The organism is Collinsella aerofaciens, assembly GCF_015561195.1.
Lineage (GTDB): Bacteria > Actinomycetota > Coriobacteriia > Coriobacteriales > Coriobacteriaceae > Collinsella > Collinsella aerofaciens_AC.
This window is the reverse complement of record NZ_JADMSU010000001.1, coordinates 360,327-375,781: the sequence shown is the minus strand read 5'-3', so window position 1 is coordinate 375,781 and position 15,455 is coordinate 360,327. Positions and strand designations below refer to the sequence as shown.

Here is a 15,455-nt window from a genome sequence, read left to right as displayed (position 1 = left end):
CTAGAAGACCGCCGCGAGGGAAAGCAGCTCCCCCGCGGCGGTCAGCGTTTGCCCAGATAAAACCTGCCAAAATAAACCTGTCCCTTTTTGGCAGGTTAGCGCTTCCAAAAGTGGAGGATGAGCGTGGTGCCTTTTGGTGGAGGGGGGGATATTGATTAATTCGGGTAACAGTTTTTTTAACGCCGGGAACGATGTTAAAATAACCAAAATGCTATCTAAGAGCTTTGATTTTATGGCAACCGAGGCAGCTACCCTGCAAAACGTGACGCGCTCGTTCCTCTGGCATTCAATTATGTTGTTTATAGGGGCGGCTGGTCTGTATTGTGTGGCGCCAAGTATTTATACGGGCCTTTCTGGCACCGTTCTTATCGGTCTGCATCTGCTTTCGGGCTTCTGTGTGGGCCTCATCTCTCGCCCTGTGAGACAGGGTATTTCCAAAAGGCTTTTTGGACTTATGCTCGTAGACATTGCACTTCTTGTGATGTACACGATATCTCTTAATGTCTTTCATCAATTTCATGTTGTGGTTTCGGCGCTCGCGTTCATTTTGTTGTTACTAGCCCCCTTGCTTGTCGCTTGCTGTTCTTGGGCGCTTGGCGGTGAATTCGCAAACATACGTGCGGGATTAAAGGGGAAACATGTGGCCGATGGCTCTGCTCTCCACGGGTATCCTGAGCTCGCACTTTACAGCCCCGTTGTGCTCTTGATTGCTTTGCTTGTTGGCCTTCAGTTTCTTCTCGTCCCGTTGATGGACTCCATCGGTTCTTTCCTTTCCGTTAACGCCGAGATGGGGGTTGCTGCCTTGCTCGTCGAACCTCTTGCGTTTGGTAATGCCGCCGTTATTCTCGATACGGATTGTTTGTTTTCGCGCAATATAAACATCGGAGCTGTTCTCCTGAGCTTTGGTGGGCATCAAGAGATCGTATTGCTTCTGGTTACCGTTTTGGGCAGTATCCTTGCCAGGGCCATAACGCGATTTTTCCCCGACTTAACGAGCGCTTTTTCTGCGGCCGCCAAATTAGGAGGAAAACACTCTGCAGTTGCCGATATCCCTACGGCTTCGGGTTTTTCTCAAAGGGAGTCCGCGGTTTTCTCTATGAGGATAGAGGGAAAAACGTACGAGGAGATTGCTTCTGCCTTGGACATTTCCCCGTCTACTGCCCGTACCTATTTGTCGCGGGCCTTGACTAAAACCGGATATAAAAGCATTTCAGAGGCGACGGCTGGACTTCTCTTGTCAAAGGATGCGTGGCATCTTGACGCAACAAAAGGCCATGATCACCGTTCAGAATCGCTGGGGTCCTCATCGTTCAATCAGAACTGCAGGATAGTCTTCGTCTGCTTCCTGTTTATGTATGCGTCTGGAATGGGCATCGAGGAAATCCTCGTATGCTTCGGCTTTGAGCATGATGCGATAATCCTATCGATAGCTATAGTGCTTGTGGCCCTGTGTTGCCGTGCGGCTATACGGTGGATGTCTGAAATGCACTTGTGCCTTTCGCCTGAACTCACCCTTTCTTCGGTGTCTGTGGGTGCTGGAGCAGCGTTCTGGGTTCACGATGTGGTAAGTCGACTGTACATTTTCTTTGAGTCCGTTGGGAGCGGTGAGGTCGTTGGCGGCCTTATGCCTGCCTTACGCGTGACTGCGTTCCTTGTCGTACTTATCCTTATGGCTAATTCGCTGCTATTCTTGCGTTCGAAAGATACGGTTCGGGTGGGTGATCGACGCGATACCGTGCGTGAGGCCTTCTTGAGACTTGGTTTCACGCCGCTTTATGCCGATATCATGACATGCGTTTTTGATGGCAATAGAACCACCGAGATTTGCGCGCATCTTAACGTTGCTCGGGGAACCGTCAAAGAGGCCAAGAGCAAGAGCTATGCCTTGCTTGGAGTTCACTCGGAGCGTGAACTTAGAGATAGGGTTTTTAGTCTTATGGCAGATGTTATAGAAAATAGCAGGTAGAAGCCTGTAGACAAATAAGATTGTAAATCCATCCTACACGTCTACAGACAGTTCTGACGATGAAGGCGATACTTCCGGACAACGGGTCCAACGACTCGTGTGTTGCGAACCGGAGGTGCTTGCTGTGAAGACCTGTGATTGCCTCACATATGTACGGCTTAATTTAGAAGTTCTTGCGCGCAACCGGGGAATTATGTTGCTGACGGCGCTGCTCGCGCTCGTATTCTGCATCCCGGTATTTCTATCCGTTCCAACGGGAGCAGATTATCTATATGGTAGAGCTTCCATCGAAGACCGGAGAGCCCTTTTGGTCTCTCAAGTCTCTGACGGCGTTTATGACACTGCCCCACAGGAGCTCAACAGCATCATTGCCGACGAAAGGGCGTGCCTTGATCGGGCGCTTGAAAGCAAGGCGGACTCCAGAGAGTATTACGATGCGATTGCCGATTACGACAATCTATTGCTCAAGGAATACCGACTCGGTTATTTGAATGGTGTTGATTCGGAGTTATCGCTTGAAGCCCAAGAACGTCTTCCCCGAGCCATATCGATGCTGGCCCATCCGGAATCGTACGACTCAACAACAAAAATGCCCGGGATGATTCTTCTCGCATATTATTGCGGCGCTGTTCCTGCAATAGCGTGGCTTTTTGTCCCGGTCCTCGTCCTCTATATGTCGCTTGAGGGGGATGGAAAGCGGTTCTACGATCGAGCGTTGTTGTCAAAGTTAGAGATGAATGCATGCCGCGTTCTCGTCTCTGGTATTGCATCGATGCTGGTTTTGGTTCTGGCGTTGGCTCCCTGTTTTGTATTGGCAACGGTGTTTAACGGTGTAGGTCAGGCAGAGTACCCAGTCGTATTCATTCAGTATGGTGACGTAGTCGAAAGAACTGTGTTAGTTCAGCTAGGGCTATTTGCCGTCTTTGAAGCTGTGCTGTCGATGATGTTTGCTTGCTTGGGCGTGTGCGTGTACGCCGGAAGCAGAAACAGGGCCATTTCGTCCATGGTGATCGCTCTTGTGGGGGGCATAAGCCAACTTCCGTTTTATGCGAGCAAAGATGCTCCATGGCATGCGTTGCTGCCGTATATGGTGTCGAGCTATTCTGCCTCTTCGTTTGCGCTCGGCGGCGCATCTTACGCCAATGGAGCGGAGGTATCTCTCGTTCCTGAAGCCAGTGCATCGCACTGCCTCTTTGCCGTGATGGGCGCGTTTGCTGTTTGCGCGTTGGGGGTCATTTCGTTTTCGTGTCTAAAAAGCAAGAATCGCTGGGCCTGGAACCATATTCGCCCGGATAGTTTGGGCGAGAAAAGCTTGCTCTCTCTGTCGCTGGATGCGTTGACGGTTGGAAAAAACCAGCTGGTAAAGGGATTGCAGTTTGATATGCCCGCTGGCCAGATATGGGGTCTTGTCGCGCCAAATGGACATGGCAAGACTACGCTACTGAATACTCTTTGGGGAGATGCTGGGCCATCAGTGCGCGTGTCAGGTTCTCTCTGTTTTCATGCAAAAGTATGCATCGACCGTGAGGAAATGAGAAAGGTATTCTTTTTGGTTCCGAACAGGCCGTCGCTATTGATTCCATACATGACCGTCGCTTTTCATCTCGACCGATGCAGGAGAATTTGGCATTCACCTCGCACTTTGGACCAAGTGCTTGATCGCTTTGACTTGACTGGGTTGAAGAATACGCCCGTATCTAGGCTGTCTGATGGAAATAGACAATTACTTAATGTCGCGATGGCGTATATGTCCTATTGCGAAGTCGTCCTTTTGGATGAGCCCATGAATGCACTTGATGTGAGACACGTTGCGATTGTTTCGAATGCTCTTAGAGATGAAGCGGGTAGAGGAGCACATGTCATTATCTCTTCTCATCTTATCGGAAACCTCGAATCGCTCTGCGATGCCTCCGTATTGCTCACAGGGGATGACTCGCGTGTCGTTACCAGAGAAATGGGAGGTGATTCGAAGTGGATCGGTAATGTATACGCGCAGCTTTTCAAGACGAACGACAGTAAAACTAGGAAAGGAAGATAACCATGAAACGCCATGTAACGAAGAACTTTGTGAAGGCAATGTTCGCATGTTTTATGCTTACCCTGTCGATGGTCACAATTCCCGTTTGTGCGACGGCGAAACCAGATGCAGGTTCTGTCGCGCCTTGTCGTCTTGTGACAGCGGACGTCTTGGACACTTACAAGTCGTTCTCCACTGCGAACCACCCGAGCGAGAATGTTGATTGTTTCGACCAGACATACAAGAGGCTGTCTTTCAAAACTTCGTATTCTCGTACGGGGCAAACGATTCTCTATACGGGTGCAGCGTTAAGCCCACGCGGCAACGGGATGCCCGGGTTTGAGACAAAATATCAGTGCACATATCGTACCTGGTAGACAACTCTAGGATCGGATCTCTCCGAATAACTTTGTGGCGGACTTGTTTAACGCTACCGCTCCTTCGTTTATCTCAATCTGTAACATCTGACTGGCAAAAACGCTTCTACCTGTTACAGATTGAGATTATTCGACGCGCGTTCTGTAACTCGTCTCGATCTGTAACAGTAAGACGGCGATTTGGTCTCCATATGTTACAGATTGAGACGAAAGAAAGCGTGAGCCAGAAGACCGCCGCGAGGGAAAGCAGCTCCCCCGCGGCGGTCAGCGTTTGCCCAGATAAAACCTGCCAAAATAAACCTGTCCCTTTTTGGCAGGTTAGCGCTTCCAAAAATGCAGGATGAGCGTTGTGCGGTTTTGCTGCTCGGTTTTGACCAGGATGTTGTGGATGTGGGTCTTGACGGTGCCCACGGCAAGGAATAGCTCGTCAGCGATCTCTTGGTTCGACTTGCCCAGCACAACCAAGCGCATGACTTCGGTCTCGCGGTTGGAGAGCTTGTAGGCGTTGCGATAGAAAGGCATCTGCTCTTCGATATGCCGGTCAAGATCGCTGACGTTCTTTTCCTCGGGCGCTTCCTGCATGCGGATTGAAAGCACGTGGTAGGAGTAGATAATCAGCAGAATCGCAAAGTAGCACGCAAAGACGTTTTCGCTAAAGTTGCGCTCGGACAGATATAGCTGCAGCCAAGAGGGCGCCAGGCTCATGGGGACAACAAGGATGTTGTAGAAATCCTCGGCAACGATGCAACCGACCAGAATTGCGCCGATAATCAGGTGCTTTCGTTGGTTGTTAACGCGTGCCTTCGGCTCAACTTTTGTACTCTTATGAGCCGTCCAAAAGATATACAGTCCCACAAAGACAAGGAATACCTGACGCATCGTGTAGTAGAGCCACTGATGCATGGGGCCGGAGGGGACAGCGACGATAATCAGCGACTCGCACAGCAAAAACGTTAAGACGGGGATAGCGAACTGCTTTTTTGAATGTTTGTCGAGCAGGTCCATGGCAATCAGCCAAATAAAAGCCTGCGAAGCGGTCGCCACAAGGGTCCGCATTACAGGCATGGTAATTGAGTAATAGTCGCTGGCCGGAAAACTCTGGTTTTGCAATGTGTATTCAAAAAAGAAGATCTCGGTCATCTCGATGGCATAGCAGATAAATACGCCGCTGCCATAGATAAAGAAGCGTCGACGAGACGAGGCATAGGCGGCAAGCGAAAGCACTGCCGTCACAATACAGATAACCAGTATTGCCAAGGTATAGAAGAACATGAGCGTGTTCATCTGTCACCGTCCCGTCTCATTTGATCTGTGTTTGGGCCCCATATAATCCCTAAGGTATATATGCCCCAGCCGGTCGTTTCACCGCGGATTAGGCACCGATATATAGGATAGCCGCATACCGTTCACGGTTCTAGATAGTAAACCCCCTGTAAACTCTTGACCTGCGGGTTTATATTGGATTAGAGAGGGTGTAACTCCGTGAACGGTCTTTAATCCCGAATAAACTAGGTAAAAATTGCATACGGGTGAATGATGGTCTTGTCAACAAGAGGCGTGATGTTCGAGCGCCTCATAGTAATAGTCGGCAAGACCGGCGGAAAGGAAATCGACATGGCACTGCCTAAGGATTTCATCGACACCAACGACTTCACCAAAGAGCAGATCCTGGCTATCGAGGATCTTGGCCTGGCAATGAAGAAGGCCATCAAGGTTGACGGTTATTATCCGCACCTGCTCCGCAACAAGAGCCTTGGCATGATCTTCCAGCAGGTCTCCACCCGCACCCGTCTTTCCTTCGAGACCGCTATGACCGACCTCGGCGGCCACGCCCAGTTCTACGGCCCTGGCACCATCCAGCTCGGTGGCCACGAGTCCCTGGGCGACACCGCTCGCGTTATGGGCTCGCTGCTCGACATCATGATGGCTCGCGTTGACCGTCACAAGGACGTCGTCGGCCTCGCCGAGGGCTCCGCTGTGCCCGTCATCAACGGCATGTCCGAGTTCAACCATCCCACGCAGGAGATGGGCGACCTCATGACCATGCTCGAGAACCTCCCCGAGGGCAAGAAGATCGAGGACTGCACCCTGGCCTTCATCGGCGACGCCACCCAGGTCTGCGTCTCCCTCATGTTCATCGCCTCCAAGGTCGGCATGAAGTTTGTCCAGTTTGGACCTAAGGGCCACCAGATCCCCGACGGCGGCCTGCACGTTGGCACCGTCGAGGAGCGCGCCGAGTTCGGCAAGCAGATGATGGCCATCGCCGAGGAGAACTGCAAGGTCTCCGGTGGCTCCATCGTCATCTCCGACGACATCGAGTGCATCAAGGGCGCCGACTTCATCTACACCGACGTGTGGTATGGCCTGTACGACGAGGAGGTCTCGGGCGAGAACTACATGGACGTGTTCTATCCCAAGTATCAGGTCACCATGGACATGATGAACTTCGCCGGCCCCAACTCCAAGTTCATGCACTGCCTGCCGGCCACCCGCAACGAGGAGGTCGTCGACGAGGTCATGGACGATCCCGAGCGCTCCCTGTGCTGGGTCGAGGCCGAGAACCGCAAGCATTCCATCCGTGCTCTCCTTGCCGCCCTGGGCAAGCGCACCCCGCTCAACGACGAGGGTGTCGAGTACTCTGCCAAGGCTGAGCTTCACGCCGCTCTCGAGGCTCTCGAGCAGCTCTAAGCCTCAAGGCTTCTAAAAGCACGTTTGCGGGCGGCGGATGCTCGTCTCCTGTCGCCCGCTCACCGAGGCCCAAGCAATTGCCTTAATACCTTAGGGCCTCGGATCTGTCCAAGACTGAGCGAAGGAGCTCATCATGAGCGACGGAAAGAAAAAGCTTTCCTTCTTGACGGTCATTTCGACCATCATCTGCGTCGTCTTCGTTTGCGAGGCCGCCGCACCTGCTGCCGCCATTGGCAACCAGCAGTTCTTCTGGTGGATCTTCCTGATCCTGACCTTCCTGCTCCCTTACGGCATGGTCGTCGCCGAGCTCGGCACCACCTATGACGGCGAGGGCGGCATTTACGACTGGGTGCGCGATGGCCTGGGCGACAAGTGGGGCGCCCGCATTTCGTATTACTACTGGGTTAACTACCCGCTGTGGATCGCCTCTCTGGCTACCATGTTCCCCGATATTCTGGGCATGGTCTTTGGCGTCGAGTTCAATCTGATTGCCAAGATGGGTATCGATCTTGCCTTTGTGTGGATCGTCTACCTCATGGGCCGCTCCAAGGCGGCCGACTCCGAGTGGGTCCTTAACGGTGGCGCCATCATCAAGGTCGCCGTTGCCGTTATCGTCGGCGCTCTGGGCATTTGGTATGCCATGGAGAACGGTTTTGCGAACGACATGTCCGCTGCCACCTTCCTGCCCGAGCTCACCAACACTAACGCTCTCGGCTACCTGTCGATCATCATCTTTAACTTCATGGGCTTCGAGGTCATCTGCACCATGACCGACGACATGGCCGATCCCGCTCGCGATATCCCCAAGGCTATCATCGTCGGTGGCCTGTCCATCGCCGTGATCTACCTGTTCGCTGGCTTTGGCATCGGCGCCGCCGTGCCGGCCGACTCCATCGATCCCGACTACGGCATGATCGTCGCAGTCCAGACCATGGTGGGCGACTCCATGATCTTTAAGGTCATCTGCATCGCCTTCCTGATCACCCTGTTCGCCAACATGGCCGCTTGGTCCTTCGGCGTTAACTCCGTTGCTCGCTACGCTGCCGAGCACGGCAACATGCCCAAGGTCTTCGCCTCGATGATCTCGGATGACGACATGCCCAACGGCGCCAACCTGGTCAACGCTGTCGTTGCCTCCCTGGTGCTGTGCCTGCAGCTCGTTCCCATCGACGCCATCTCCAACGGTGTCTTCTGGATGCTCTTTGGCACCTCTGTCGTCTTCCTGCTGTTGACCTACATCCCGATGTTCCCGGCGTTCCTCAACCTTCGTAAGAACGACCCCAACCGTGAGCGCATCTTCACGTTCCCGTTTAAGGGCGCCATGATGAAGGTCATGCTGGCCATCCCCTGCATCGAGCTGGTTCTTGCCATCGTTGCCACGCTGATCCCGTTCTCCGCTGCTGAAATTGGCGACAAGGTCCCGATGATCGTTATCTTCATCGTGCTCGTGCTCATCGGCGAGGTCGTCCGCGTCGTCAGCGCTAAGGGCCGCGAGACCGAGTACAAGGGTCTGACCCCTGAGCTCGCAGCCCAGCGTCTCGCTGAGGAGGCCGCCGAGGCCGAGGAGAACTAGAGCACCCGGTTCTGGGGCTCCAACCCTCCTCGTGTACCAACGCGCGCTTCGTCGGGCTTGTCGCTCCCGACTCCGGGCACTCTAGCCTCTTCGGAGGCGTGTCCAAGCGACAGGTTTGCTAACCATTCCCCCGGGGTGGGTGTGAGCGATAGCTCCGGTAACCACCGCCCACCCCAATCTCTCTTCCGTATCCTTCGTGCGTTTTGTCTCCGCGCACTTGGTTACGTCGTCGCTTGCCGGTGCGATTCCGTGAAAACCGGCACCGGGCGCCCCGACCTTTGCCGGGGAACGGGCGCCTACCATCTCTTGGTTTTAGGCTGCGGGTAACCCGCCCGCAGCAAGCGATCGTTCGATTTGGAGGAAATCTTATGCGTACGATCACCGAGTCCGAGTCAACCCCCAAGGCCGACGGCTTCTTTATGCCCGCCGAGTTCGCCCCGCAGGATCGCGTGTGGATGGGCTGGCCCCACCGCACCGACACCTGGGCCCACGGCGCCAAGCCGGCCCAGAAGCAGTATGCCGCCATCGCCCGCGCCATCTCCGAGTTCACCCCGGTCTATATGTGCGCCAACCAGGTCGACTACGCCAACTGCAAGGCCGTCTTCGAGAACGACGAGAACGTCACCGTCATCGAGATGACCACCGACGACGCCTGGTTCCGCGACACTGCCGCCACCTACGTCATCAACGGCAAGGGCGAGAAGCGCGCCAACCACTGGCACTTCAACGCCTACGGCGGCCTCGTCGACGGCCTGTACTTCCCGTGGGACAAGGACGAGCAGATCGCCCTCAAGATGGCTGAGCTCTCCGGCTGCCGCCGCTACCGTCCCGACGACATGATCCTCGAGGGCGGTTCCATCACCGTCGACGGCGAGGGCACCCTTGTCGTGACCGACCAGTGCCTGCTTTCCCCGGGCCGCACCTGCTCTGCGGTTCTGGAGGAGGAAGAGGATCCCGAGTCCATCTGGCCCAAGTACCACAAGAAGTTTGAGCCCTGGAGCGAGGAGCTTCGCGCCTACATGGACGAGCACCTCAAGGATTACCTGGGTGTCGAGAAGGTCATCTGGGTCAAGGAGGGCATCGACCCCGAGGAGACCAACGGCCACATCGACGACGTCGCCACGTTCATCGCGCCGGGCGTCATGGCCTGCATTTGGACCGACGATCCCGAGTATCCGTTCTACGAGCAGTGCCACGCTGCCTACGAGACCCTCTCCAACGCCGTCGACGCCAAGGGCCGCAAGATGAAGGTCTACAAGCTCTGCATGCCCGTGAACCCGCTGTTCATGGACCAGGCTTCCTGCGACACCATCGACGCCGACGAGAACGCCGAGCCGCGCGTCCCCGACGAGCCGCTGATCGCCTCCTACATGAACTACCTCGTGACCAACCACGGCGTTATCGTCCCGCAGTACGGCGACGAGAACGACCAGCTGGCCGTCGACACGCTCCAGAAGATCTACGACGAGGTCTGGGGCGAGGGCGTCTACAAGTGCGTCGGCGTTCAGTCCGAGCAGGTCGTCTTCGGTGGCGGCAACATCCACTGCATTACGCAGCAGGAGCCGTCCGCGTAATTGTCTGGCTTCCTGAGGCACGGCACCTTCCCGTTCATTCGTCGCTTGCGTACCAAAGTACGCGGCGCTCCTCTTTCACGAGAATCTGCCGCACCTCAGAAACCCAGCCGATCAATCGGACAGTCGGTGAATCGCACCGTGACCATCTCGGGGCATTGATGGTCTGGTCACTTGATGTCTTGGTCGGCTGGGTTTTTCTTTGGGCACTCCGTTGCCTCCACTTCGGAGTGCCCGCCTCTTTGATTGAGTACGCGTCTGATCTGGGATTTATTGCGGGTTAGGCCAATTGTTCGCTTGAATTTCCCAGGTCAGACGCGTATTCAATTGCTGATAGTTTCCGGTTGCGAGCGCGACCGGTTTGATCGGAGTATCTATGTACCAGCGTATCATTATCTACACGCGCCTGTTCCGCGAGCGTTGGTCCAACAATTGCACCCTCTCTTCTCTTTGGGATGGCACCTGTACCGGTGACGCGGCCTGCAACCCTACCTTGGGCTGCGCCTTCGGTGCAGATGCCATCCTTTTTGCTGTAGGGGGAGCGTGCCGTGGCAGGTAAGAAGTTCTCCCTGATCGAGGTCATCCTTTCGGTTATCTGCGTCGTGTTTACCATCGAGGCGGCGGCTCCGGCATCTGCCATGGGTAACGTGCAGTTCTTCTGGTGGATCTTCCTCATCATTACGTTTTTGCTTCCCTATGGCCTGGTGGTGGCCGAGCTCGGTACGGCGTTCGATTCCGAGGGCGGCCTGTACGATTGGGTTCGCCTGGGCTTGGGCGACCGTTGGGGCGCCCGCTGCTCCTGGTGCTATTGGGTCAACTTTCCACTATGGGTAGCAAGTATCGCCTGCATGTTTCCCAGTGTCATCAATGCGGTATGGGGCATCGAATTTTCGCTTGGGGTCCGAATTGCCATCGAGCTTGCCTTTGTGTGGGGCGTCACGGTCATGGCAATGCAGCCGGTGGCCGAGGCCGATTGGGTCATGGATGGCGGCGCCGTCATCAAGGTGCTCATTACCGCCGTGGTGGGAATCGTCGGTATCTGGTTTGCCTGCAATAACGGCTTTGCCAACGACATGTCGCTTAAGACCTTCATTCCAGATTTGGGCGATACCAATTCGTTGACGTACCTATCGATCATCTTGTTCAACTTTATGGGCTTCGAAGTGGTCGCGACCTTTGCCAGTACGATGAAAAACCCGTCGCGTGATATCCCCAAGGCGGTTATCGCCGGCGGCGTTGCCATCGCGGCGATCTACATCATCTGTGGCGTTGGCATTGGGGCCGCGGTCCCCACCGAGCAGCTTTCGCTCGATTCGGGCATTGTGGACGCGGTCGGCGCCATGGTGGGGCGCAGCCACCCGCTGACAATGATCGTGGGCATGACCTTTTTGGTAACGCTGTTTGCCAACATGATCTGTTGGAGTTTTGGCGTCAACAACGTGGCGAGCTATGCCGCGCGCCATGGCAACATGCCACGTCCCTTTGCGCTGGTGTCCAAGAAGACCGGCATGCCCAACGGCTCGGCGCTCATTAACGGTTGTTTTGCCAGCTTGGTGCTGCTACTTCAGATTCCGCTGGGCGAAGGTTCCGACGTCTTTTGGGTCTTCTTCTCGATGAACGTCGTCTTTCTGCTCATGAGCTATATCCCGATGTTCCCGGCGTTTTGGCGCCTGCGTAAATACGACGACCGCCCACGTGTGTTCCGCGCGCCCTTCGAGGGCAAGGTGCTTGCGGTAGCGCTTGCGGTGCCGGTGGTAGAGCTCGTGCTTTCCATTGTTGCGACAATCGTGCCGCTTAACAGCTCGCCCGCCGAGATGTCAAAGTTGCCCATTCTCATGGGTGTGGTGATCGGCGTGTTGCTGGGCGAGGTTTCGCGCCTCATATCGCGCCGCGGCCGCAGCATCGACAATCCCGGCGTTGGCACAAGGGGGACAGGTCGCTTTGCACCAAAACAGTAGCGCCGCGAGTTGTGCGGTGCTAGATGCATCTTGGATTACTGCTCACGCTGCTCGGGATCAGATGCGAGCTTGGGTGCAAAGTAGGGGACGTGGCCCAGGTAGGGGCAGCTGTCCGAACGCGCCTCAACGGCGCAGGGGACATCGTCGTAGGTCATGGAAGAACCGAGTCGGGTGATGGCCTTGGCGGCGGGCGCGACGAGCATCTTGAGCGGAGCGATCGGTGTCATGGCATCTCCTTTCATCGGTGAGACACAGCTTGTTTATCTAAACGATACAGTACGTTTAATCGGTGAGTCTAATCTTGCGGCAAAGAATCTGTCAACATCCTCACAGCATCTAGACAGGGGGAGGCGGGCATGAGTTTCGCGTTCTATATCTACACCACGATTATCATGGGTGTGGCTCTGGTGACCAGTGCCGTGGCATTGGTGGTTTGGCTCATGACGCGCCGTCGCGACAGCCTGGTGGCCGCGGCGGGCTTTTTGCTCTACATGCTCGATATGTCAGTCATCTTTTTTGACGAGTACAATCGGCTCAAATACGACTACGCCGTTACCTTTAGCGAGCCGTTGCAGCACCCCTTGCTGCGCTGCGAGCTCGGTATTGCCATCTATGCCTGCGTGGTACTGTGGATGTTTGCGCGCTTGCGCAAAAGGCCGACGTCGCGCATGCTCGTACTCGCTATCGTGCCGTTTTCAATCTTGCAATTGCTGCTGGTGCCTCGCAGCGGCGCTGCCGGAGAGATGCAGCAGTATCTCTTTTGGCTCACGCGTGACCTGGGCAATGTAGGATGTCTTGCCTATGCCGCCTGGCATTACCGGTACAGAGCCACGCGTGTTGAGAAACTCGACCTCGACCGCTCAAAGCTCTTTTGGAAGGTGGCCCTCGTTCTTGCGTTTTGCGTAATCGCCGAGGACACCTACATGATTTTGCTCTGCCGCCCCGACTCTCAAAACCCCGTCATCAGCCTCTTTTTGTGGTATCTGTCCGAGCGCAATATCTCCGAAAACGTGCTGCTCGTGGTATGCGCGGTCCAACTCTTTTGCCAGTTTAGCCATATCCTGCGTGTGTATGCCCGTCATCCGCGTGCCGATGAGGACGTGGCGGCCCAGAGCGCAAGCTCTGAGGACGACCTCGCATCGCGTGTGGTGATCTATGCCGATGCCCATAAGCTGTCGCGGCGCGAGCAGGAGGTGCTCACGCTGCTGCTGAAGGGCAACGACGCCCAAAACATCGCCAGCGAGTTGGTCATCAGCCCTGGCACGGTCAAGGCGCACTTGCATCGCATCTACGTTAAAAGCGGTGTCTCCAACCGAGATGACCTCATAGATACCTTTTGGCGTTCCTAGCCCCATTCTTCCTCGCATGCGGGTCTTGCCGTGTGGGCGGCCATACCGTTGGGCGTAATGAAGCGGTAATAATCTCAGACAATAAACCTGCAGGTAAAGCGTGTAAACCTGCTTAAACTGACCGTTTGCGGTCCCTGGCCTTGGCACGGATTTGCCCCTGTGTATCAATGGGTGTAGCGCGAAGCCGCGGACGCGGGACAGACGTCCGAGCACGGCTTGTAGGCACGCGCCGATGCGGGAGCGCTACGCTCCCAACCGAGTGCCCACGCGGGCGGTGCGTCCGCGTTGCAACCAAAGATGCCTGAGGAGGCTCACATGGACAAGGCTGATGTAGTTATCAAGAGCAATGCCGTCTTTACCGGCGATGGGCTCGAGCCGTTTAAGGGCGGCGTTGCCGTGCGGGGCGATAAAATCGTTGCCTGCGGTGACGATGCCCACCTGGCACCGTTTATCGGCCCCGATACCGAGGTGCGCGACTTTGGCGACCAGCTCGTCATGCCCGGCCTGATCGACTCGCACACGCATTTTGCCCAGGGCGCGTTCATGACCGACCCCGATTTTGCCGTCAACCTCATCGACTGCACCAGTTTTGAGATGGCGATGGAACGTGTCGTGGCGTTTGCGGCCGACCATCCCGATAACGAGTGGATTCTGGGCTGCCAGATTATCCAGTTCCAGTGGGATGTCCCCGAGATGCCCACAGCCGCGATGATCGATGAGTACATCTCTGACCGCCCGGTTTTTCTGCAGCAGGTTGACCTGCATACCTTTAGTGCCAATACCTGCGCCATCAACAAGGTGGGAGTAACTTCGCAGACGCCCGATCCCGCAGGCGGCAAGATCCTTAAGGATGCCGAGGGCAATCTGACGGGCGTGTTTTCCAACAACGCCGGCGCCTTCTTTATGGACGAGGTCTACGACCCAGCGCCCGAGGTTGTTGACGCGTCGTTTGCAAAAACCGCCCGGCGCGCCAATGCCCTGGGAATCACTACGGTCGGCATGGTCAATCCTACGTTTGTGAGCATGGAAAACCCGTATGCGGTGTTGGCAGGTCTTAATGCCAAGGGCGACTTGCCGTTGCGTGTGTTCCTGTACACCGATCTGTTCGAAAACGAGTCCTTAACACTCGAGCAGATCAAGGAGAAATACGCCTTCCCGGGTACGCAGGTGGAGTGGCACGGCTTTAAGCAGTTTCTTGATGGCGTGTGCTCCGACCACACCGCGTGGATGCTTGAACCCTATAGCAATGCGCCCGATACCTGCGGTGAGCCCGCGGAGGAGCCAGAGCGCATCCGTGCTGCCATCCTCAGGGCGCAGGAATGGGGCGTTGACACGCGCATCCATACGATTGGTGATCGCTCGGTGCGTTTTGTGCTCGATTGTTTTGAGGAGGGCGAGCACTTGCATGGCAAGCGGGATTGTCGCCACTCCATGGAGCACAACGAGACGGTTCAGCCCGAGGATCTGCCGCGCTATGCCGAGCTGGGTATATGCCCTGGCATGCAGCCGTGGCACATGCTGCTCGATATGGCTGACCTTGCCAAGGACGATGCCGTGGGCCCCGAGCGTGCTGCGCTTTCGTGGCCCCTGCATAGCCTGCTTGCCAGCGGTGCCGTGGTGCACCTGGGCAGTGACTTCCCCGTTGTGGGCTTGGAGCCCATGGAGGAGGTGTACGGCGCGGTCTTCCGCATGCTCGAGGACGGCTCCAACCCCGAGGGCTGGTTCCCCCAGGAGCGCATTACCATGGCCGAGGCTCTGCGCGCCTACACCTATGGCAGCGCCTACGCCATGCATGCCGAGGACCGCATCGGCACGCTCGCGTGCGGCAAACAGGCAGATATCTGCGTGCTCGACCGCAATCTCTTTGATTGCGAGCCGGCCGAGGTGCTCGAGGCTACCGCGGCCCTCACGATGATCGCCGGCAAGGTGGTCTTTGAGGCATAGCGCCATCGTTTG

The 15,455-nt window shown here is 55.9% G+C and carries 10 protein-coding genes; 8 read left to right on the top strand and 2 right to left on the bottom strand.

Annotated features, from left to right (window positions below):
• The first annotated feature begins 151 nt into the window (after window positions 1–151).
• Together I2H81_RS01650 and I2H81_RS10555 are read left to right on the top strand one after the other, a co-directional pair.
• Window positions 152–1,966 carry a helix-turn-helix transcriptional regulator gene (locus I2H81_RS01650; RefSeq protein WP_229107993.1) on the top strand — a complete coding sequence of 605 codons (1,815 nt, stop codon included), beginning with the start codon at window positions 152–154 and terminating at the stop codon, window positions 1,964–1,966.
• Between the two features lie 124 nt (window positions 1,967–2,090).
• Window positions 2,091–4,004, top strand: coding sequence for an ATP-binding cassette domain-containing protein (locus I2H81_RS10555; RefSeq protein ID WP_195644286.1), 1,914 nt, complete (start codon window positions 2,091–2,093; stop codon window positions 4,002–4,004).
• 674 nt (window positions 4,005–4,678) lie between these two features.
• Here the strand turns inward: I2H81_RS10555 and I2H81_RS01640 are convergent.
• Window positions 4,679–5,644 (bottom strand): response regulator transcription factor, encoded by a 966-nt coding sequence (locus tag I2H81_RS01640; RefSeq protein ID WP_195644285.1) that lies wholly within the window; start codon window positions 5,642–5,644, stop codon window positions 4,679–4,681.
• 330 nt (window positions 5,645–5,974) lie between these two features.
• Here I2H81_RS01640 and ptcA point away from each other — a divergent pair, with 330 nt between their 5' ends.
• The 4 genes from ptcA (at window position 5,975) to I2H81_RS01620 (ending at window position 12,150) form a co-directional block, all read left to right on the top strand.
• Entirely contained in the window at window positions 5,975–7,048 is a 1,074-nt protein-coding gene (gene ptcA, locus I2H81_RS01635; RefSeq protein WP_195644284.1) for a putrescine carbamoyltransferase, read from the top strand.
• A 133-nt stretch (window positions 7,049–7,181) separates the two neighbouring features.
• Window positions 7,182–8,621: an APC family permease gene (locus tag I2H81_RS01630; protein WP_022093785.1), complete on the top strand. Its 1,440-nt coding sequence runs from the start codon at window positions 7,182–7,184 to the stop codon at window positions 8,619–8,621.
• Window positions 8,622–8,989: 368 nt separating this feature from the next.
• Window positions 8,990–10,195 (top strand): agmatine deiminase family protein, encoded by a 1,206-nt coding sequence (locus tag I2H81_RS01625; protein ID WP_117743247.1) that lies wholly within the window; start codon window positions 8,990–8,992, stop codon window positions 10,193–10,195.
• A 545-nt stretch (window positions 10,196–10,740) separates the two neighbouring features.
• Window positions 10,741–12,150: an APC family permease gene (locus I2H81_RS01620; protein ID WP_195644283.1), complete on the top strand. Its 1,410-nt coding sequence runs from the start codon at window positions 10,741–10,743 to the stop codon at window positions 12,148–12,150.
• Between the two features lie 35 nt (window positions 12,151–12,185).
• Here I2H81_RS01620 and I2H81_RS01615 read toward each other — a convergent pair whose 3' ends face one another.
• On the bottom strand, window positions 12,186–12,377 hold the full coding sequence (locus I2H81_RS01615) for a hypothetical protein (protein WP_117766509.1): 192 nt from the start codon (window positions 12,375–12,377) through the stop codon (window positions 12,186–12,188).
• Between the two features lie 129 nt (window positions 12,378–12,506).
• On the opposite strand from I2H81_RS01615, the gene I2H81_RS01610 reads away from it, so the two are divergent.
• Together I2H81_RS01610 and I2H81_RS01605 are read left to right on the top strand one after the other, a co-directional pair.
• A complete protein-coding gene (locus tag I2H81_RS01610; protein WP_195644282.1) occupies window positions 12,507–13,499 on the top strand; it encodes a helix-turn-helix domain-containing protein in 993 nt (330 codons plus the stop codon).
• Window positions 13,500–13,814: 315 nt separating this feature from the next.
• Window positions 13,815–15,443 (top strand): amidohydrolase, encoded by a 1,629-nt coding sequence (locus tag I2H81_RS01605; protein ID WP_195644281.1) that lies wholly within the window; start codon window positions 13,815–13,817, stop codon window positions 15,441–15,443.
• The last annotated feature ends 12 nt before the right edge of the window (window positions 15,444–15,455 follow it).

Bases quoted from the DNA above. Each gene is read 5' to 3' on its own strand.
- I2H81_RS01640 (WP_195644285.1), bottom strand. From the start codon at position 5,644: ATGAACACGCTCATGTTCTTCTATACCTTGGCAATACTGGTTATCTGT.
- I2H81_RS01615 (WP_117766509.1), bottom strand. From the start codon at position 12,377: ATGACACCGATCGCTCCGCTCAAGATGCTCGTCGCGCCCGCCGCCAAG.
- ptcA (WP_195644284.1), top strand. From the start codon at position 5,975: ATGGCACTGCCTAAGGATTTCATCGACACCAACGACTTCACCAAAGAG.
- I2H81_RS01625 (WP_117743247.1), top strand. From the start codon at position 8,990: ATGCGTACGATCACCGAGTCCGAGTCAACCCCCAAGGCCGACGGCTTC.
- I2H81_RS01610 (WP_195644282.1), top strand. From the start codon at position 12,507: ATGAGTTTCGCGTTCTATATCTACACCACGATTATCATGGGTGTGGCT.
- I2H81_RS01630 (WP_022093785.1), top strand. From the start codon at position 7,182: ATGAGCGACGGAAAGAAAAAGCTTTCCTTCTTGACGGTCATTTCGACC.
- I2H81_RS01605 (WP_195644281.1), top strand. From the start codon at position 13,815: ATGGACAAGGCTGATGTAGTTATCAAGAGCAATGCCGTCTTTACCGGC.